The 20,283-nt window shown below is 54.4% G+C and carries 20 protein-coding genes; 12 read left to right on the top strand and 8 right to left on the bottom strand.

Annotated elements, in window-relative coordinates:
* Positions 1–40: 40 nt before the first annotated feature.
* Positions 41–1,351, bottom strand: a complete 1,311-nt coding sequence (locus JE47_RS0100650) for a GGDEF domain-containing response regulator (protein WP_031457910.1) — start codon at positions 1,349–1,351, stop codon at positions 41–43.
* Between the two features lie 235 nt (positions 1,352–1,586).
* Between JE47_RS0100650 and JE47_RS0100645 the strand changes: the two genes are divergently transcribed.
* The 6 genes from JE47_RS0100645 to JE47_RS0100620 all read left to right on the top strand — a co-directional run bounded on the left by JE47_RS0100645 (position 1,587) and on the right by JE47_RS0100620 (position 8,308).
* Entirely contained in the window at positions 1,587–3,233 is a 1,647-nt protein-coding gene (locus tag JE47_RS0100645; RefSeq protein ID WP_031457909.1) for a DEAD/DEAH box helicase, read from the top strand.
* Positions 3,234–3,679: 446 nt separating this feature from the next.
* Complete coding sequence (gene ruvB, locus JE47_RS0100640; RefSeq protein ID WP_031457908.1) at positions 3,680–4,732, top strand: Holliday junction branch migration DNA helicase RuvB; 1,053 nt, start codon at positions 3,680–3,682, stop codon at positions 4,730–4,732.
* A complete protein-coding gene (locus tag JE47_RS0100635) occupies positions 4,732–5,523 on the top strand; it encodes a glycosyltransferase family 2 protein (protein ID WP_236631090.1) in 792 nt (263 codons plus the stop codon). The genes ruvB and JE47_RS0100635 overlap by 1 nt, the downstream gene beginning before the upstream one ends.
* Positions 5,524–5,684: 161 nt before the next feature.
* Positions 5,685–6,635 (top strand): homocysteine S-methyltransferase, encoded by a 951-nt coding sequence (gene mmuM / locus JE47_RS0100630; protein ID WP_031457906.1) that lies wholly within the window; start codon positions 5,685–5,687, stop codon positions 6,633–6,635.
* The gene (locus JE47_RS0100625) at positions 6,628–7,566 is read left to right on the top strand and encodes a heme-dependent oxidative N-demethylase family protein (protein ID WP_031457905.1); all 939 of its coding nucleotides are present in this window, start codon (positions 6,628–6,630) and stop codon (positions 7,564–7,566) included. The genes mmuM and JE47_RS0100625 overlap by 8 nt, the downstream gene beginning before the upstream one ends.
* A 124-nt stretch (positions 7,567–7,690) precedes the next feature.
* Positions 7,691–8,308 (top strand): SH3 domain-containing protein, encoded by a 618-nt coding sequence (locus tag JE47_RS0100620; protein WP_031457904.1) that lies wholly within the window; start codon positions 7,691–7,693, stop codon positions 8,306–8,308.
* Between the two features lie 96 nt (positions 8,309–8,404).
* On the opposite strand, the gene JE47_RS22060 is transcribed toward JE47_RS0100620, so the two are convergent.
* Both JE47_RS22060 and JE47_RS22055 read right to left on the bottom strand, forming a co-directional pair.
* The gene (locus JE47_RS22060; RefSeq protein WP_330216968.1) at positions 8,405–8,965 is read right to left on the bottom strand and encodes an HD-GYP domain-containing protein; all 561 of its coding nucleotides are present in this window, start codon (positions 8,963–8,965) and stop codon (positions 8,405–8,407) included.
* Entirely contained in the window at positions 8,955–9,482 is a 528-nt protein-coding gene (locus JE47_RS22055) for a response regulator (protein WP_236631089.1), read from the bottom strand. The genes JE47_RS22060 and JE47_RS22055 overlap by 11 nt, the downstream gene beginning before the upstream one ends.
* Before the next feature lie 282 nt (positions 9,483–9,764).
* Between JE47_RS22055 and JE47_RS21740 the strand changes: the two genes are divergently transcribed.
* A complete protein-coding gene (locus tag JE47_RS21740; RefSeq protein ID WP_160173267.1) occupies positions 9,765–9,932 on the top strand; it encodes a hypothetical protein in 168 nt (55 codons plus the stop codon).
* Here JE47_RS21740 and JE47_RS0100610 read toward each other — a convergent pair.
* The 5 genes from JE47_RS0100610 to hypF all read right to left on the bottom strand — a co-directional run bounded on the left by JE47_RS0100610 (position 9,929) and on the right by hypF (position 15,325).
* A complete protein-coding gene (locus JE47_RS0100610; RefSeq protein WP_031457903.1) occupies positions 9,929–10,780 on the bottom strand; it encodes an SDR family oxidoreductase in 852 nt (283 codons plus the stop codon). The two genes, JE47_RS21740 and JE47_RS0100610, sit on opposite strands and share 4 nt — an antisense overlap.
* A 256-nt stretch (positions 10,781–11,036) precedes the next feature.
* The gene (locus JE47_RS0100605; RefSeq protein ID WP_031457902.1) at positions 11,037–11,477 is read right to left on the bottom strand and encodes an RpiB/LacA/LacB family sugar-phosphate isomerase; all 441 of its coding nucleotides are present in this window, start codon (positions 11,475–11,477) and stop codon (positions 11,037–11,039) included.
* A gap of 30 nt (positions 11,478–11,507) precedes the next feature.
* A complete protein-coding gene (locus JE47_RS0100600; protein ID WP_031457901.1) occupies positions 11,508–12,053 on the bottom strand; it encodes an HD domain-containing protein in 546 nt (181 codons plus the stop codon).
* Positions 12,054–12,083: 30 nt separating this feature from the next.
* Positions 12,084–12,641, bottom strand: coding sequence for a peptide deformylase (gene def / locus JE47_RS0100595; RefSeq protein ID WP_031457900.1), 558 nt, complete (start codon positions 12,639–12,641; stop codon positions 12,084–12,086).
* Positions 12,642–13,012: 371 nt separating this feature from the next.
* The gene (hypF, locus tag JE47_RS0100590) at positions 13,013–15,325 is read right to left on the bottom strand and encodes a carbamoyltransferase HypF (protein WP_031457899.1); all 2,313 of its coding nucleotides are present in this window, start codon (positions 15,323–15,325) and stop codon (positions 13,013–13,015) included.
* Between the two features lie 302 nt (positions 15,326–15,627).
* Here hypF and JE47_RS0100585 point away from each other — a divergent pair, with 302 nt between their 5' ends.
* Genes JE47_RS0100585 through JE47_RS0100565 form a run of 5 tightly spaced genes read left to right on the top strand, consistent with a single transcriptional unit; the run spans position 15,628 to position 20,219 of the window.
* Positions 15,628–16,497 carry a DUF1641 domain-containing protein gene (locus tag JE47_RS0100585; protein WP_031457898.1) on the top strand — a complete coding sequence of 290 codons (870 nt, stop codon included), beginning with the start codon at positions 15,628–15,630 and terminating at the stop codon, positions 16,495–16,497.
* Positions 16,498–16,501: 4 nt separating this feature from the next.
* Positions 16,502–16,846 (top strand): hydrogenase maturation nickel metallochaperone HypA, encoded by a 345-nt coding sequence (gene hypA, locus JE47_RS0100580; RefSeq protein ID WP_031457897.1) that lies wholly within the window; start codon positions 16,502–16,504, stop codon positions 16,844–16,846.
* Positions 16,843–17,535: a hydrogenase nickel incorporation protein HypB gene (gene hypB, locus JE47_RS0100575; protein WP_031457896.1), complete on the top strand. Its 693-nt coding sequence runs from the start codon at positions 16,843–16,845 to the stop codon at positions 17,533–17,535. Before hypA ends, hypB begins: the two co-directional genes overlap by 4 nt.
* 56 nt (positions 17,536–17,591) lie before the next feature.
* On the top strand, positions 17,592–18,563 hold the full coding sequence (locus JE47_RS0100570) for a hydrogenase (protein WP_031457895.1): 972 nt from the start codon (positions 17,592–17,594) through the stop codon (positions 18,561–18,563).
* An 18-nt stretch (positions 18,564–18,581) separates the two neighbouring features.
* The gene (locus JE47_RS0100565) at positions 18,582–20,219 is read left to right on the top strand and encodes a nickel-dependent hydrogenase large subunit (RefSeq protein ID WP_031457894.1); all 1,638 of its coding nucleotides are present in this window, start codon (positions 18,582–18,584) and stop codon (positions 20,217–20,219) included.
* Positions 20,220–20,283 lie beyond the last annotated feature (64 nt).

The following is a 20,283-nucleotide window of genomic DNA, read 5'->3' as shown; positions in this document are numbered from 1 at the left end:
CCATAGCCGACCAGAGCAAGACCGTTGCAAAGCCCTGGTATCACCTGACCAACGTTGCCAATGCAGACTGCAATTGATCAGACAGTTCAACGGGATTATCATCATCCCAGACAACGGTACTGACACCTGCTTCGCGGGCAGCGCTGGCACTGGCTTCATCTCTGACTAACGCAATCAATGGTGTAGCATGATTCAGTTCTTGCCAGAGATGGATGATGTCAGGACTAAACTCGGCAACCAGGAGTGCGGGATGAGGATGATGGGCAAGTAGGCCCTGCGCTGCAATTTCATTATCGGCGATCAGCAAGCGATATCCACGGCTATTCAACGTGCCCACAATTGTACCGCGTGCAATATCATTCTGACAGATAATCAGAGCTTCAGGAGCATTGGTGCCGCGCCGATCTGTCAGCGGATTGGTAGAGGTCTCCTCAGTCCGTCGATCAATCTTATACGTACTGCCAGCAATCTGTTTGGCTGCTTTCTTGAGTTCGGCAGCGACTCGACTCATTTCATCCACACTATGGAATGTGCGGTTGTAGGTTGTTACCACTGCAATAGAAAGGCTGATAATGCCAAACTGTCGTGTGATACCGTAACGGTCGGTTGCTACTAAATATCCTCGTTGTAAGTCGGCCTCGTCGTAGAGAGCACGAATACTTTGATCGAAGACCTGAATAATGCGCTTGCACAGTGCTTCAGGATCGGGGCCGAGATGAATAACAACAAAATCGTCACCACCGATGTGACCAACGAAGTCATCGGGAGCGGTGTGCTCTCGTAACATGCTGGCGACGAGATGAATGGCCTTATCACCACGGGCAAATCCGTAGACATCGTTAAAGGCCTTGAAATTATCTAGATCGATATACAGCAAGGCAAACTTGGCCTTCTGTTCAAGCTGGCGGTTAATTTCCGCTTCGATTGCCGCATTACCAGGTAAACCGGTCAATGGATTACGCAGCGGTAACTGAGCGGCTCGCCGTAAGTGGGAACGTACCCGCGCCAGTAATACCTCGCGGTCGTATGGTTTTGCGATATAGTCGTCGGCGCCATTTTCCAATCCTTCAACGATCTTTGATGAATCGCTGAGGGCGGTAAGAATTATCATCGGCAAATGTGAGGTGCGTGTGTCATTGCGAAGCTGTCGGATTGCTTCTAATCCATCCATCACAGGCATCGCCCGATCAACCAGGATGAGGTCGGGTGGTTGTTGCTGAGCGGCCTGAATGAGTTGATGCCCATTCTGTACCAGGTCAACCTCATATCCTTCACTTACCAGCATTTCGCGCAGGAGCATACCTACATCTGGCTCGTCTTCAGCCACCAGGATACGAATTGGTAATGTCATGTCACGCTCCTACCGTATCGGATACATCTACCATAGATGTGATTCATGAAAATTTTCTCGGACGCTTATAGCATACCATGCTCAAGAATGATTCGTGAAGAGATGAGGAGCTCCATTCTGGCGTGCTGTAGTAGTTCAAAAAGGATCTTCCTGTTTGGGAATTCTGTGCTATAATACATATCTTGCGTGGCACATGTTTTGCTGCGAAGTGTTAGTATTTGTGAAACGGAACACCATGAAGACTTTTGCTGAGTTGGGCCTGAGTGATGCGCTGGTAAGCACATTGAGCGGGCTTGGCTACGACGAACCAACACCCATTCAGGCTCAAGCTATTCCATTGTTACTTGCCGGTCGCGATGTAATCGCTCAGGCTCAGACCGGCACTGGGAAGACGGCAGCATTTGCGCTGCCAATAATTGAACAGGTGACCGATCAGCCGGTCGTGCAGGCGCTGGTTTTGGCGCCGACGCGCGAGCTGGCTGTACAGGTGGCAGAGGCCATTCATCGTTATGGTCGCCATCGGGCATTGCGAGTTCTGCCAATCTACGGTGGACAACCGATTGAGCGGCAGTTGCGGGGATTGGCCCAGGGTGTGCAGGTTGTGGTTGGCACGCCGGGGCGGGTCCTTGATCACTTGCGGCGTGGGTCGTTGCGGTTTGACCATCTGCGCATGGTCGTGCTGGACGAAGCTGATGAGATGCTTGATATGGGTTTTGCCGAGGAATTAGAGGCGATTTTACAAATGGCACCCACCGAACGCCAGACAGCCCTCTTTTCGGCAACAATACCACCGGCAGTTCAGCATCTGACCCTCCGCTATACCCGTCAGCCGGTGCGGGTAAGTATTGCGGCTGAGCAGTTGACAACACCGCGCATCCGCCAGATTTACTACGAGGTGCTTGCCCGTGACAAGCTCGATGCTCTCTGCCGCGTGCTCGATGTCGAGATGCCTCAGCTTGCGATTGTGTTCTGCCGCACCCGACAGGAAGTTGACGAGATCGGTGAACGGCTTCAGGGGCGCGGTTATGCGGCCGAGTCGCTCCATGGCGACCTGAGTCAGGCGATGCGTGATCGGGTGATGCGCCGCTTCCGTGAGGGACAGCTCGATGTGCTGGTTGCGACTGATGTTGCAGCTCGTGGGCTTGATATTGCTGAGGTCAGCCATGTGATCAACTACGATGTGCCGACTGACCCTGAAAGCTATGTCCATCGGATTGGCCGTACCGGTCGTGCCGGTCGTGATGGGGTAGCCATTACATTTATCACTCCGCGCGAGCGTCGCATGTTGCAGATCATCGAGCGGGTTACACGGACCCGGATCGAGCGCTGTCAGATGCCGACTCTAGCCGATGTGGCAGCGCGCCGACGTTCAGCGCTGTTTCAGCAGTTGCAGACAGCAATGGGGCAAGCAGGTCTGTCGACCTATATGGAACTGGTTGATGAGTTGGCAGCGATGGGCGATATGCGAACTCTGGCTGCTGCGGCGCTGAAGTTGCTTCTGAAAGAAGATGAAACCGAGCAGGTTGATACCATTACTCGGCTCGAGCCGACACCGCCGGAGCGTTCGCAACGATCAGAGCGGTCATCCCGTGCTCAACGGGGGAAACCCGATCCTGAGCGGGCAGAACGAGGGATGGTACGGTTGCAGATCAATCTCGGTCGCAACGATCAGATTCGGCCGGCAGATATTGTAGGTGCAATTGCAAATGAAGCCGGTTTACCGGGCCGTAGTATTGGTATGATTGAGGTGCGTGCTCGCACCAGTATCGTTGAAGTTCCGCGTCGCGCTGCACAACAAGTTCTCCAGGTGCTAAACCGTACTACGCTGCGTGGTCAACGGGTACGCGCCGTACTGCTCACTGAAGCAGCAGTTGCTGCGTGATGTTTCGGTGGGGTGAAGGGCGTCAGGTGTGCTACTGAGAGCCTGATCACAAACCCGGCTTTCTCATTCGGCACGTTCCGTACCCGTGCGACCATGGCGTGAGTGGAGGTTAACCTTCCCACCTTCCTCGCCCCGTGTGGGAGAGGGCCAGGGGGGATGGTGAGGGTTCCAACCATCCCCCCTCCTTGCCCCGTGTGGGAGAGGGCCAGGGGGGATGGTGAGGGGTCTTCCGTGCGTTCACCAGGTACGTGGCGGCGCACCAGTGTACTACTTCCAATGCGTTGACGTGCATAACTGGCGATGGGTATGCTATTCACCATTCTGTGCGCCGCTCTGCACGGTATCGACAGGGGCGAAAAATACCAAACCGCCTCATGGCACTCTTGCCATGGTATAATCAGCGCAAAGATACGTACACCTGTGCGAACAGGAAGGAAAACGACCGCATGAGCGCCGAGCGGCTGGTTAATCCTCATTCAGATAGCGACGACCAACAGATCGAAAAGAGTCTCCGTCCACGGACTCTGAATGAGTTTATCGGGCAGGAGAAGGTCGTTGAGCAACTGCGGATTGCGATTGCCGCTGCTCGTGGACGGAATGAGTCGCTCGATCATACGCTCTTCTACGGTCCACCAGGATTAGGCAAGACGTCGTTGGCAAATGTGGTCGCCAATGAGATGGGGGCCAAAATTAAGATTACCAGTGGACCGGCAATTGAACGGGCCGGTGATCTAGCGGCTATTCTGACCAGTCTTCAGGCGAACGATGTGTTGTTTATTGATGAAGTGCACCGGCTGAATCGGGCTGTGGAAGAGGTGCTTTACCCCGCGATGGAGGATTTTGCGCTTGATCTGGTCGTGGGGAAGGGGCCAGGTGCACGCAGTCTACGTCTCAATTTGCCCCGCTTTACGGTGATCGGAGCTACAACACGACTGGCCCTGCTCACCTCACCATTACGTGATCGCTTTGTCGCTGTGCATCGGCTCGTCTTTTACTCTGATGAGGCGATGGCTGAAATTGTCGCTCGATCGGCTCGCATTTTGGGTGTGCCGATTAGTCCTGAAGGCGCGCATGAAATTGGCCGTCGGGCACGTGGTACACCACGGATTGCGAATCGTATCCTGCGACGTGTGCGCGATTATGCCCAGGTTGTGGCCGATGGCGCGATTACGCTTGAGGTGGCACGGGCGGCGCTGGCCCAACTTGAAATCGATGAGTTGGGTCTTGATGAGAATGACCGACGGTTGTTACGCGCAATTATTGAATTGTTCAACGGTGGTCCAGTTGGTCTAAGTACACTGGCTGCGGCGTTGGCTGAAGAGGTCGATGCTATCGAAGACGTATATGAGCCATTCTTGTTGCAGCTTGGTTTCTTGCAACGCACGCCACGTGGTCGGATTGCGACGCGCCGCGCCTACGAACATCTGGGGCTGCCGTACCCTGAACGTGCTCTACCGCCTGATCTTGAGATTGGGCCGCAGCAAACAACTCTGTTTTGATGATGTCGCCTGTTGATCAACATTCTCTGCTTTCAATTGCAATTATTGCCCGTGACGAAGAGCGCTATATTGCCGGCTGCCTGCGTAGTGTTGCCGGTCTCAGTAGCGATATAGTGGTCATCGTCGACGACCAGTCTCGTGATGCGACGGCAACTATTGCGCAGGCTCATGGGGCGCGGGTCTTGATTGAGCAGTGGCGTGGCTTTAGTGCCCAACGCAATTTGGCGCTGCAACACTGTGGTGGCGAGTGGGTGCTCTTCATCGATGCTGACGAGCGGTTAACCCCCGCATTGTTTGTTGAAATCGCAACGCTGATGCATGTCGGTCCTCCAGCAAATATTGCCGGTTACCGCATGCCACGTTACAACCTCTTTTTTGGCCAACGATTGCGCGGTGGTGGCTGGTACCCAGATTTTCAACTGCGTTTGCTCCGCCGCAGCGCCGCTACTTACGATGAGCACGTTGCTGTTCATGAAGTGGCCAATCTGCAAGGTGAAGTTGCTCTGCTGGGCGGTCATTTGCTCCATCTCAATATCGAGCGTCTTGATGAGCTATGGCAAAAGCAGGCCCGGTATGCGTTTGCAGAAGCGGTTATGTTGTATCGGGCTGGACGGAGAATGCGATTACGGAACCTGATCGGTGCACCTGCGCGTGAATTTTGGCGGCGCTACGTTCAGCTTGGTGGCTGGCGTGATGGCGGATTGGGTCTGTTTCTCTGTACGACGCTGGCCTGGCATGAAGTGGTAAAATTCGCCATGCTGTATAGCCTACAGCAGCGAGAACGCATGTAGTTCACATGCGTCCCCTGGCTTACCTGACAAAAGGAGTGAGCCGATCATGCACCCATCTCTACAGGTGCGATTGGCCTGACCTGGCGTGGCGAACAGCCATTGCGTCTGGCGCACTATGGTATCATTGGATACGGGTATCTGATTTGATCACAGCAAAGCGTATGAATCCACTGGCGAATGCCCTTGCTCAACGTCGGTTGCTGATTCTTGATGGTGCGCTGGCGACAGAGCTAGAGCGGCGTGGTTGCGATCTCAATGATCCCCTCTGGTCGGCAAAGGTGTTGATCGAAAACCCAGCGTTGATTCAGACTGTTCATGCCGACTATGTTGCCGCAGGCGCCGATGTCGTCATTACTGCCAGCTATCAGGCAACCATCCCTGGTTTTGTGGCACGTGGGCTTTCGATTGATCAGGCCGTCGTGCTGTTGCAGCGTTCAGTAGAGCTAGCACGTGCTGCACGTGATCAGTTTTGGGCTGATCCGGCAAATCGGATCAATCGGATCCGGCCACTCGTCGCCGCTTCGATTGGCCCTTATGGTGCATTTTTGCACGATGGTTCAGAGTATCGTGGTAACTACGGCCTATCTATCCGTGAATTGATAGACTTTCATCGCCCACGCATGGCGGCGCTAGCTGCGGCTCAGCCCGATCTCTTCGCCTGTGAAACGATACCGTGCCTTGACGAAGCACGGGCATTGGTTGCGCTGTTAGCCGAATTTCCCCAATATACCGCATGGATCAGCTTTAGCGCACGTGATGGCCAGCACAACGCGCAAGGTGAATCGATTGCCGAATGCGTTGCGGAAATTGCTACGCATCCGCAAGTTATAGCGGTTGGTATTAATTGTACAGCGCCCCGATTTCTACCCGATTTGATACAGACAATTCGCGGAGTTACGTCGAAACCGATTGTCGTCTATCCCAATTCAGGCGAGACTTATGATCCAGTGGCACAATGCTGGATCGGGTCAACCGAGATTGCTGACTTCGCAGCACAGGCCCGCCAGTGGTATGCAGCCGGTGCACGAATCATTGGCGGTTGCTGTCGAACCACACCCGAACACATTCGTGCTCTGGCTATCTGGGCTGCCCGTGAGGTTCACTGTGGTTGAATCCTGGCCCTTTCATCCATTCGCTATACCCTCATCACCGGTCTTACGAATCGGGGCTTATCCATTACACGGGGCGCCGGTCTTTCACGTTGATCCTAACCACTACCACGCAGAGTTGGCGTTGAAGCGGGCGCTACTGGCTGCCGATCATTCGTATTACGTACAGGCGTACCCGGAAAGTTTGCCCGCCCAATGGGAATTACTGGTATGGGGCGTTGAGGAGCTAGCCCGTTCCTATCCGCAATGGTTTTACGTAGAGCAACGTGATACCGAACTACATTGGGAAAATCGCCTGCGCGGTGAAACGGCCATCATTCGCGTTGGTGAAGAACTCGGTCTCTGGCCGATTGATTGGTTGGGGCGGCAGGTACAAGAGGATCTTTTGTTGATCGCAGTGGATGAAGCTGCCGGTCATCCGCTGATTGCCGGTCAGCTTTGTTTTCCTAATCGCTGGTGTCTTGCCGATAAGATGGGCTTACCGATGGCAATGATTCACGGACCGGTACCCGGTTTTAATGCGCACCTGGCAGCGTCAACCAATCAACTGATAGCTCGTTTGCAACCACAACGTCCGGTTTGGCGGCGCAACTGGTCGCTGGTCGTCCTACCGGATCTCGATCTTTCACCGCGTCTTGGCGCCCTGGATCGGCAAAAGGCGGCAATTACGGCTGAAAATGCTGGTGAGAAGGTTTTTTATCGGGTCGAACGACAGACGCTGGTCCGTATGGTGCGTCACCCAGTTGTTCTCTTTACCGTGCGCACGTATGTCGCTGCGTTAGCCGAATTAACTACCGATCCACAGTGGGCGGCAGCACTAGCGCGTATGCTGCGGCAGCTCGATCCGTTAATGCTGGATTACAAAGGGGTGACACCTTATCTGCATCCGTTACTAGCGTATTTGGATCGACAGGCGATGAGTGGGCTTCAGTGAAGCGACAGCCAATCATCGGCATTTGGGACATCGGCAGTCTGAGTTAGACATCACTAGCCTGACCGGTTCGCTCATAAAGATGTGCTATCATAGCTCGGAGGCGATGCAGACGGAGGTGTGTCCCATGAGTGATAAACAGGAACGGCAGGCCGGTGCTACCGATCCACAATCGGGAAGAGGTGCAGTTCGTCAGCGTGAAACACCGCGTACTGAACGTCTGGATGCGACATCAGCTTCTCCGGCGTGGCGACCATCACGGCCCAATCGGGGTATGATTAACCGGAATAATGTGTGGCACGTCGTTCCCCGTTGGCTACAGCAACGGGGCTGGCCGTATGTCATTGCTGCATTTGTGCTCCTGGTATTGATTGTTTTCCTCTTTCTGGGGTACCTGCGCGATGATCGGCGTGAAGTGCCTCTGAGTACACCGACAACCACCTCCCTCGAGCCTGGTATCATTACTCCAACCCAGTCAACAGATGAAACGAACACTTCCGCTCTATCACCGTCACCAACACCGGCACCGCGTTTCTTTGTGGTCGTTAATACCGGTGGTCAAGGATTGTTCCTGCGCCCAGAACCAAATCGGAATAATCAACCGATTACTACTTTACCCGATGGAACCCGACTTGAGCAAATCGGTGAAGATGTTCCCGGCCCTGATTTTGTCTGGCGTCCAGTACGTACTCCTGATGGTCTGGAAGGGTACGTTGCGGTCGATTTTCTTGCGCCGAGTCAATAATTCTACCATTTGTCTCCTGAAGAAAACTTCTGAAGAGTCGGGCTACCGGCCCGCCTATCTCACTCGCTGCCCTACAGCCGAACTGCTATCATCCGGTTATTGTGCTTCGTCTTCGCCTGCTACCTGCCGTTCGGCAGCCTTTGCCAGATCGGGTGCAGCGATTGAGAGAAAGAGATCAACCAGGTTTGGATCAAAATGCTTCCCTTTTTGCTCGCAAATGTACTGATAGGCCTGCTCGCGACTCCACGCCTTGCGGTAAGGACGATCATTGATTAGCGCATCCCATACATCGACCAGGGCGAAGATACGGGCAGCCAGCGGGATTTGCTCTCCACGTAATCCACGCGGATAACCGGTTCCATCCCATTTCTCATGATGACAGTAGGGAATGTCGATGGCCGGCCGCAGGTAGGCAATCGGTGAGAGCAGTTCATAGGCGTAGGTGGTATGGCAACGCATAATTTCCCATTCCTCTTCGGTCAATGGGCCTGGTTTGTGTAAAATGGAGTCGGGCACCCCAATCTTGCCAATGTCGTGCAGCATAGCGCCGCGCCACATATTGTTCTGTTCTTCTGGCGGAATATTGAGGGCTTGGGCAACAGCCAGAGTGAGTTGGGCGACACGTTGTGAATGTCCTTCAGTCTCTTTATCGCGCAGATCGAGTGCACGTGACCATCCGAATCAACGTCTGATCATACGCCTCAGCAACAGCCTGCGCTGCCTGTCGGGCCTGTTCGGTAAGTAAGCGTTCCTGCGCGGCAGCTCGCTCGCGTTCTTCAATAAGGCGTCGATAGCGATTAATACGCTGCATTGTGCGGACACGTAGGCGTAGCTCGCTTAATTCAACCGGTTTTGAGAGAAATTCATCGGCGCCTGCTTTGACTCCTTCCAGCCGCGATAATCGATCATCAAGTGCCGTGATCATAATGATAGGTACTTCAGCCGTCAGTGGATCATCACGCAACATTCGACAGACGCTGAACCCATCGAGATCGGGCATCATTACATCGAGGAGGATCAGATCGGGCAATTCTGCGCGTGCAGCAGCGATCCCGCTCAGACCTGATTCTGCGGTGTGCACTACACAACGTTCGCGTTTGAGTAGATCGCTTAGAATGTCGCGCACGTTCGGGTCATCATCGATGACCAACACATGATACGGTTGACCTTGCATAGTCAATGACGCTTTCCGGCTTAACGGTTGTCGGTGCTATGGTGTTTATTCTAGCACGGATACGCTACATAGTTCGGTACAAGAGTTCATATCGGCTCTGTGGCGTGGCGGAATAGCAAGGGTCCCCTGTTCTAACCTGCGCTTGTTATCCTTGCTCCGCGTGTCCTTTGCTATATTAAAGTGTGACCATTACCACAAAAGAACTCCTGCTCCTCAGATGGGGTCATCCTTTTCCTTGCGCTTTGAGGTGTGCTGATGAAATCTTGAGTACCGGATCGGTACGTGCTAGCGGTATATGCCCTGCCCCCAATCGGTGCGCTGACAGGCAGCATTCGCGAGAATCGCCATGACCCTGGCCGTTGGGCAATCGGTCAGGGCAAGGCACGGCAAGAGTGGCAGCAGGCAATCGTCAGCTTGTCAGGTCGGCTGGATGTTTCGGACAATTGCTAGACAGCGACGACCTTTTCGCGTACCAGTTGTTCACTAAACTCCCACAGTCGTCTGGCGAGGGCCGCATCCTGAGCAGCGGCTGATGGTTGGGCTGGTTTTTTACGCACAAAGTAGACCCCGCTGACACCTTCAACTTCTGGTGATGATGCCAAGTAGATCGATGTTGAAGCCCCCTGTTCTGGTGAGAGCATGAAAGGTCGGGCAAGTCGGAAGAAAAATGCAAACAGACCACGTGCATCAGCGGCAAAGTTGGTCGCAACTGCACCCGGATGGAGACTATTTGCAGTCACTCCGCTCCCTTGCAACCGCCGTGCCAGTTCGTTGGTGAAGAGGATGTTGCACAACTTCGAGTCGCTGTAGGCCTGGGAGATGTTTGGTCGTTGGGGAGAGGCGATCTGCGGGATCATAATCTTGCCGGCTACGTGGGCAAATGAAGAGACGTTGACAATGCGCGCTGGTGCGCTGGCAACAATGCGGTCGAGTAATAGGTTGGTGAGCAAGAACGGCGCCAGATGATTGACAGCGAAGGTCAGTTCATAGCCGTCGGCGCTGGCGAGCGGTTCTGAAACGAAGATGCCAGCATTGTTGACCAGGACATCAATGCGAGGACAACGTTCAAGCAACTCACTGGCTGCCCGACGCACGGAGTTCAGTGAGGCGAAATCAGCCAGTACCAGTTCCGGCGGCGCTCCGGTAGCTTCCTGCGCGATACGTTGACGGGCCGCTTCACCCTTGCTCTGTGAGCGGCAGACCATCATCACTCGTGCTCCCATTTTGGCCAGCTCGCGTGCCGTGACATACCCGATTCCAGAATTGGCGCCGGTCACGATGACGGTTTTTCCTTGCATGATCTGTTCCATAATTGATAGCGGCAGCGACTGTCGCCTTCAAACGACAGCGAAAGCCACGTACTCCTTTCTGCTGCGATGAAATGCCTGAAAAAAATTGGACGATGTATTTGTTCGCTAAGCTCCCGTGCGCTAACTCCTTACTCACAAGAAAGCCCCGGTGTTTAAGCCGGGACTGTTGCATGTCAGGTGCATTCCTTTTGTACTATACCACAGGAATGACCGTCACTTCGTGCGGATTTGAGTATCTTACTTGCTAGTTCGACGTTCGTTCAACGTCCTTTAAGCGCTCAATGGTTGCCCGTTCTTCTGGTGGACATTCTGTAGCGAACCAGGCATCGAGGATTTCACGGGCGATCTCCGGCGTGGTTGTCCGCAGGCTAAGGGCTAGCACGTTTGCGTCGTTCCACTTGCGGGCACCGGCCGCAGTTTGGGCGTCGTGGCATAGCGCAGCACGCACCCCAGGTACTTTGTTGGCAGCGATACTGACACCGGTACCAGTATAGCAACAAACAATACCCTGGTCGGCCTGTCCAGTAGCAACGGCTTCGCCAACGGCTCGTCCTACGTCGGGCCATGGATCGGTGTTACCGGCAAGCGGCCCAAACAGGATAAGTTCATGACCACGCTGTTTCAGTTCGGCGATTAAGGCGTCGGTAACGTAGTTCCGTTCATCGCTCCCTACGGCAATCCGCATAGAACCTCCTTGCGTGCCAACCATCATCGATCAAGCTACACCTGTCATGTTTCGGTACTGGTCGATCCGGCTGCGCAAACGAGTTGTCAGGTATGGACTTGCCGCGCTAAGAGTGGTAAGGATCAACTCAGCTTCAGTGCAGTAAGCACTAATCCGCTCTGGCGACCAGTGGGCAGGAGGTGGAGTTGACAGGTTGCTGATCCGATCGGCGAGTTTCACCAACCAAACCTCACGGGGTTGCTGTTGAATACGACGCAGACTATCGATCATTCGTTCATCCGATGGGAGTGACGGATCTTTGGTAAGAGCACGAACACCACCAACAATCGCTGGCCCAAAATGAGCTTCCAGCGTTGCCTCATCGATGTTCGTATCTTCAAGCACATCGTGGAGCAGGGCACAGCAAAGGGCTAATGTTGGATCGTACCCTGGTTCGACCATCAATGTGGTTGCAACTTCGAGTGCGACATCGCTCAGATGCACGAGATAAGGCAGCGTACTACCAGGTCGAAGCTGACCATTGTGGGCCTGCGCAGCAAAGAGAAGAGCTTTGTTGACAAGGTCGGATGTCTGCATACCGCTTATGGAGTCGATGGTATTTATCGCTTATCCAGCCGGTTGTGGCTCACGTTCTTTGGTAATATCGCGCAGCGTACTCAGGTCACGAATTCGTTCAGTAAACAAAATGCCGTGTAAGTGATCGACTTCATGTTGGATCGCCCACCCCAACAAATCATCGGCCCGGCGCAACCGATGGTGTTTGCCATTCAAATCCTGAAATTCGACGGTCACCCATGTCTGGCGCGGTACCAATCCGTACCAACCGGGCAGGCTGAGACACCCTTCATCGCGCATCACCTCTTCATCGCTCAGCTTGACGATCCGCGGGTTGATAAGAACGTATGGTTTTGCAGGGGTTATCTCAACAACACTGCCGTCTGGATGTTCCTCATACTCGGCAGGAAGCTCGATAATACAAAGCTGGATGGGAATGCCAATTTGCGGTGCAGCCAGTCCTACGCCATGTGCAGCACGCATTGTCTCGAACATGTCAGCTACCAGTTGCTTGAGATTACGGTCAGGGAGCTTGACCGGACGGCACTGCATTTTCAGGATTTTGCGATCCTCGGCATCATCAATCCGTAAAATTCTTCGAATAGCCATAAACTCGTGTTTCCTTGCCCTTCAGGTGCGTATCAGTTGCTCTTTCTATTGTACGACAGCGGATGGTTTGGGGCAAGGGAGCGCCCATAAAAGAGGAGTGGGGAAAGAGAAAAGAGAGCAGAAGAGTGGGCAGTAGTGGCGAGTTCATCATCCTGCTCCCGCGAGCGGAGTGATGCGCCGACCAATGGATTTCAACCGCACACTGCACCCACTCCCACCGTGCTTCTCCCATGCTCCAGGCAACCTTGTGCGCCTACCGATGATCCTGCTCGAAAATCGATCACATGTTCATCTTGTCGGGAAAGGTGCTGAATGCAGGTTCAGCTTCACTGCGTGCCCGCTCATCAAAACGCCGATTGCGCAGCAAGATTTCAGCCTACGCAAGCCCCAGCTACGGCAATCTGACCGAATGCCAAGCCACCATCGTTAGGTGGCGCCAGCCGTGGGATGAGCACTGTAAAACCATCGCTGCCTAACAACTCCGTGAGCAGTTCGAGCAGGAACGCATTCTGAAACACCCCACCGCTGAGGGCAACGGTGGTCAGGCCGTACTCATCACGTGCCCGCCGACAGGCCAGCCACAAGCCGTGAGCAATCCCCTGATGCACTCGCCCGGCAATAGCCGCTGGCGGAACACGCTGCCGTAGATCGTCAACCAGCGCCGATAGCATTGCCAATCCATCGAGAGTAAACGGAGTATCGGTGGTTGCTGACTCCTCGATTGGCATTGGATATGGAGGTTGTGACCAATCGGCGATCTGTTCGAGCAATATCGCTAACTCGCCTTCGTAACGAGCAATCTGACCAAGTCCTACTAATACTGCTGCTGCATCGAACAAGCGTCCCAGACTCGATGTTCGTGGACTGTTTACGCCACGTTCGATCATACGGGCCAATACTGTCCAGGCGGTTTGATCCAGTTGGCGCGTGAACGGTATGTCCATCTGCCAGAAATGAGAGCCGTATATTTGGGAAAGCGCTGCTGCTGCAACCCGCCACGGCTGACGTACCGCCTGTTCACCGCCCGGTAGGATCAAATGCCGCACATGACCAACTCGCCGATACGTAGCGCAGGTCGCGATCAGTACCTCGCCACCCCACACTGTACCATCGGGTCCGTAGCCACTGCCATCGGCTGCCAGCCCAATAACCGGTCCATCCAATCCGTATTCTGCCAGAACAGCAGCGATATGTGCGTGATGGTGCTGGACGCCAATCTTGCGCTCTATCGGCATTGCTAATGCTGCCTGGGTAGCCAGATAGCCCGGATGCAGATCGTAAGCAACAACCTCTGGAGTTATGCCGAATAATCGTTGAAAATGGACGATCCCTTCGTGGAATGAGCGTAATGTAGGGAGATTCTCCAGATCACCAATATGGTGACTGAGGAAGACTTCACGACCACGTCCAAGCGCGAACGTGTTCTTGAGATGCCCCCCGCAAGCAAGGATCGGGCAGGGCAAGGCTGTAGCCAGCGTAATCGGTGCCGGTGCGTAGCCTCGTGAGCGACGAATAATGAGCGGCCCACCTGCGGCTATCCGCACCACGCTGTCATCACAGCGGATGTGGATGGGACGATTGTGACTCAGAAAGGAATCGGCAATCGGTGCCAGTCGGGTGAACGCATCATCGTCCTCGTAAGCGATTGGTTCATCGCTCAGATTACCACTGGTTAACACAATTGCTGCAACCCGCCCTGGCGCAATAATCCCAGCGTATTCGTTAAGTAAGAGATAATGCAGTGGCGTATAGGGCAACATCACACCCAGCGTCTGCATCCCCGGCGCAACTGATGGTGCAACTGGTGCAGTTGGTCGGCGGGGAAGAAGCACAATCGGGCGCGCCGGGCTGGTAAGTAAGGTGTGGGCTATCGGATCGATCTGGCAGAGCTGCTCTGCCACCGTTTCATCACGGACCATCAGAGCCAGCGGGCGCGCCTCACGTTGCTTCCGTTGTCGTAACCGACTCACCGCCGCTTCATCGTCGGCAGCGCAGGCCAGATGGTATCCGCCCAAACCTTTGATTGCCACGATCTGCCCGTGTGCAATTGCCTCTGCCGCAGCAGCGATTGGATCGTCGGTATCACCTGCTGACCACTTAAGGCGAGGGCCGCAAGCCGGGCAAGCGGTTGGTTGGGCATGGAAGCGCCGGTCGCGTGGATCGTTGTATTCCGCCTGGCACTGTTGACAGAGCGGAAAATCGCGCATCGTGGTATTGATGCGGTCGTAAGGCACATCAAGAACGATTGTGAAGCGCGGGCCGCAATTGGTGCAGTTGGTGAAGGCATAACGGTAACGACGGTCATGCGGATCGGTGATCTCACGCAGACAATCGGCACAGGTGGCTGTGTCCGGTGCAATGAGCGTGCGACGCTGAGGTTGGGCCTGACTAGCTGTAATCACGAACTCCTTGTCGCCAACCAGTGCCAGCGGTTCGACTCGCAATTGCTCTATCCGAGCCAAAGGCGGCGCTTCGGTACGTAACGCCTGTACGAATGACTGTAGCGCCTGCTCTTCGCCTTCTACTTCTATCGTGACCCCGTTACTATCGTTACGCACAAAACCGGTTAACCGCCAGCGTTCGGCCAACCCAAACACGAATGGCCGAAAGCCAACTCCTTGAACAATTCCGTGGACACTTACCCGCCAGCGTCGTTGCTGTGGAGGTGCAGTTTCGCCTTTCATTGCGTTACCTATCAATTGCATGTTACCAGTGTGCAGTTCACTGTACCATACAATCACTTCTCATGCTGAGCTACCATACAACACGATGGTGGATAGGTGGGGAAAAGCTATCCGTCATGAGCATGATGCTGTTGCTATCGTTAACCAGGAATCACAACTAAACGTTGCGAAAATGCAACTTGACGTTGTTAGTTAACGTTCATTATACTTTGTTCAAGCATGCACATAATTTCTATCAAGACTTCATATTGCCATGAAGCAACAACCGTGTATCCGCTATCGTAACTCAGGCGAGGAGCGCAATGACTAGTAACGGCGCTACAACCACTAGTCGCACTGATCGTTTGCTGAACGCCAGTGCGTTACTCGAACGACTCAACGAACCGCAGACGGCTGCTGCCCTCCATCTCCTGCTCGACAAAGCTGAACTTCTGGCTTTCTCGGTGAGCGCAGTTGATAGCCTGTTACAACGTGGTGAAACTATCGCTGACAATGTGGCCGCCAGTGTTCACGAGTTGCGCGCTGCCTTGCCTGAAGATAGTGGTTACCTGACGACGCAGCTTATCCGATTGTCGCGCACACTTCCCCAACTTACCGATACCGTCGAGCAGTTGGCTGCACTGACATCACAACCTGCGTTTCAACGTCTGCTAACGACTCTGACCAAACCTGAAGTTCTGGCCGCCCTCGAGCGCCTGCTGGCTCACAGCGAGTTACTCTCCTTCCTGGTGAGTGCCCTCGATCACCTGCTAGCCCGTGGCGATGAGCTGACCGAAAATATCCGCAGTTCGATTGAAGAGATGCGAACCGTTATGGTAGCGCAATCGGTGACACCGGCACAACTTATCGATGCAATGGTTACCTTCTTGCCCTATTTCCCCCGCTTAGTCGCTGTGGCGCCGAACTTTATTGAGGTGATTGAGCGCATCGAACCATTTATCGCCTCGGAAGAATTCGATGCCCTCCTGGATTCGGGCGTGTTCGATCCAGAAACAGTGCGCCTGGTGGGCGAAGCAGGCGATGCCTTCGTTGCCAGTCGCAAAGAGTTACGGCAGTCGCCGAAAGCGGTAGGTGTGTTTGGATTGCTCAAGGCGCTCCGTGACCCCGATGTCCAACGCGCTGCTGCGCTGATTGTCGAATTCGGTCGTCGTTTTGGTCGTTCGCTGAAGTAGATTCATGCACGAATTATCGATTGCATACAATATCGTCAACATTGCTACCAGAGCAGCCCAGGAAGCCGGTGCTGAACAGATCAGTGCTGTTCATATACGCATCGGTGCGCTGGCTGGGGTAGTTGCCGATGCCTTGCGCTTCAGTTTCGCTATTGCCGCCGAGGGTACCCCACTGGCGAACGCCGAACTGATAATCGAAGAGGTACCAGTCGTAGTTTTTTGTCCTAACTGTCGTACTGAAGTGACATTACCCAATCCGCGACTGTTTCGCTGTCCATCCTGTCATCGTCCTTGTGGGCAGATCGTTCATGGCCGTGAATTGGAACTGGTTGCTCTGGAGACGCTATGAGTTACGAAACAAAACGCTTAATCGAGATACGTCAGGGTGTGTTGAGCAAGAATGATCAGCTCGCTGCCGAGTTACGATCTCGCTTCCACGCTGCGGGTGTGACGGTGATCAATCTGCTTTCTAGTCCTGGCGCAGGTAAGACCAGTCTGCTTGAGGCGACGATGCGGGTGATGCTCGCCGAGTGTCGTGTTGCCGCCCTGGTCGGTGATCTCGCGACTGACAACGATGCCCGACGTTTGGCGCGCAGTGGTGGTCTGGTGCGTCAGATTCAGACTGGTGATATGTGCCATCTCGAAGCCGACATCGTGGCCCGTCATTTGGCCGACTGGGATCTCAGCCAGATCGATCTGTTGTTTATCGAGAATGTCGGTAATCTTGTCTGTCCTGCCGGTTACGACCTCGGTGAGGCGGCACGGGTGGTGTTGTTGTCAACTACCGAGGGTGAAGATAAACCCTTGAAATACCCGGCGACGTTTGCGACTGCTGATGCTGTGTTGTTGACCAAGATGGACCTGGCCGGGCCGGTTGGATTTGATCGCGCAATGGCAGAGGAGAATATTCGGGCAGTGAACCCACTGGCGCCGATTATTGCGACCTCGGCCCGCAGTGAAACCGGTTTACAGGAGTGGATGGCGTGGCTACGCGAACAGATGCAAGCGCGAGCCAAGGGTTCCAAGACGATTGCATAGCGTAACCGGATAGATAGGCGGCTTGTTGTTTTGATGAGGATGAAGGAGACGCATTTATGGCAACATTGCTCTGGCTACAGGGTGGTGCCTGCAGCGGGAACACGATGTCTTTTCTCAATGCCGAGGAACCCAGTGCATGCGATCTGGTGACCGATTTTGGGATTGAGATTTTGTGGCATCCGTCGCTCGGTATGGAGTTGGGCGAGAACGCTAAGCGCATTTTTTACGATTGTGCCAGCGGCGCCCGTCCACTTGACATTTTCGTGTTTGAGGGTACCGTGATCCAGGCGCCAAACGGTACCGGACGCTACAATATGTTTGCCGACCGACCAATGCAAGAGTGGGTTCGCGAACTGGCGGCGCAGGCCAGTATTGTGGTTGCTATCGGTGATTGTGCGTGTTGGGGAGGTATTCCGGCTATGGCTCCCAACCCCAGCCAGTCAACCGGCCTGCAATTCCACAAGCGCGAGTTAGGCGGTTTCCTCGGCCCCAACTGGCGTTCTAAGGCCGGTTTGCCGGTGATTAACATCCCCGGTTGCCCGGCACATCCCGATTGGGTGACGCAGATTCTGGTTGCTGTCGCCAGTGGTCGGGCGGCCGATATTGCGCTCGATGAGTTGCAGCGACCACAGACCTTCTTTACCAGCTTCACCCAGACCGGCTGCACTCGCGTTCAGTTTTTTGAGTACAAGCAATCAACGCTCGAATTCGGTCAGGGTACTCGCACCGGCTGTCTCTTCTACGAATTTGGCTGTCGCGGCCCCATGACTCGTTCACCCTGTAATCGCATTCTCTGGAACCGCCAGTCGTCGAAGACTCGTGCCGGTATGCCGTGCACCGGCTGCACCGAACCCGAGTTTCCGTTCTTCGATCTGGCGCCTGGTACTGTGTTCAAGACGCAGAAGATTAGTGGGGCTATTCCGAAAGAAGTTCCAACCGGTACTGATCCGATCAGTTATATGGCACTGGCCGCAGCAGCCCGTGTAGCGGCACCCAAATGGGCTAAGGAAGATATGTTCGTCGTTTAGCAATGGGAGAAGCTGGCAATGGTTAATATTATCGAAAATCCGGCAACACTTACCGGTCGCGATCTGCGGATTAGCCCCCTTGGTCGCGTTGAGGGCGATCTCGACTTGCGGGTTACCATTCGCGATGGTGTTGTAACGAGTGCGTGGACCGAGGCCTCGATGTTTCGCGGCTTTGAGATTATTCTGAAGGGAAAAGACCCGCAAGCCGGTTTGATCGTGACGCCACGCATTTGTGGTATCTGCGGTGGGAGTCATTTAACCAAAGCGGCTTACGCTCTCGATACCGCCTGGCAAACCGAACTACCGCCAAATGCGACTCTCATTCGCAATATTGCACAGGCTTGTGAAACGTTGCAGAGTATTCCACGCTGGTTCTACGCCCTTTTTGCGATTGATTTGACGAACAAGAAATACGCCCATCTCCCCGAATACGATGAGGCGGTACGCCGTTTTGCTCCTTTCGTCGGCGTCAGCTACGAGCACGGGGTAACACTCTCGAATAAGCCGGTTGAGATTTACGCCATTTTTGGTGGGCAGTGGCCTCACTCGAGTTTTATGATCCCCGGTGGGGTGATGTGTGCACCGACGTTGGCCGATGTTACGCGCGCTATCGCGATTCTTGAGTATTGGAAAGATGAATGGCTCGAGAAGAAGTGGCTTGGCTGTTCGGTCGATCGCTGGCTGCAAAACAAGAGTTGGGCCGACGTGATGGAATGGATGCACGAAAACGAACGCCATTACAACTCAGACTGTGGCTTCTTCCTGCGCTTCGCGTTGGCCGCCGGTCTTGATAAGTATGGCGCTGGCTGGAATAACTATATTGCTACCGGTACCTATTTCCATCCTGAACGGTACGCTCGTCCAACTATCGATGGACGTAATGCAGCGCTTATTGTCCGCTCGGGAGTCTATGTCAATGGTCAGTTCTACGATTTCGATCAGGCGAATGTACGCGAAGATGTGACCCATTCCTTCTACGAGGGTAGTCACGCGCTGCATCCGTTTGAAGGTCGGACGGAACCTATCGATCCGGCGGTAGGGCACCGTCAGGGTAAATATTCGTGGGCTAAGGCACCACGCTACTTGATCCCCGGCGTTGGTAGCCATCCGGTCGAGGCCGGTCCGCTAGCCCGTCAGGTGATCGCCGGTCGTCCGGGAGCTGCCGACTGGCAAGATTACGATCCGCTGTTCCTTGATGCAGTAACGACCGTTGGCCCAAGTGTGTTGGTGCGGGTAATGGCTCGCATGCACGAAGCACCCAAATACTACAAGCTGGTTCGCAAGTGGCTCGATCAGATCAATCTGCACGAGAAGTTTTATATCAAACCGAAAGAGCTTCCCGAAGGACGTGGTTTCGGTTCAACCGAGGCTGCCCGTGGGAGCCTCTCGGACTGGATCGTGCTCAAAGACGGCAAGATTGAAAATTATCAGGTAGTGACGCCAACGGCCTGGAATATCGGGCCACGTGATGGCCGTGAAGTCAATGGGCCGATGGAGCAGGCGTTTATCGGCGCACCGATTGCCGATCCGAACGATCCGGTTGAACTCGGTCATGTAGCACGGAGCTACGACTCCTGTCTGGTCTGTACTGTTCACGCCTACGACGAAAAGACCGGCAAGGAGTTAGCTCAGTTCCGTATTGGAGAAGGCGCGTAGCGGGGGCAAGCGCGCAAGGTCGTCTGCACCGGTGTACGATGTGATCATCGGTGCAGACGGAATG

The organism is Chloroflexus sp. MS-G, assembly GCF_000735195.1.
GTDB lineage: Bacteria > Chloroflexota > Chloroflexia > Chloroflexales > Chloroflexaceae > Chloroflexus.
Note: the sequence above shows the minus strand (reverse complement) of the source record. Positions and strands in the feature narration are given on the sequence as shown.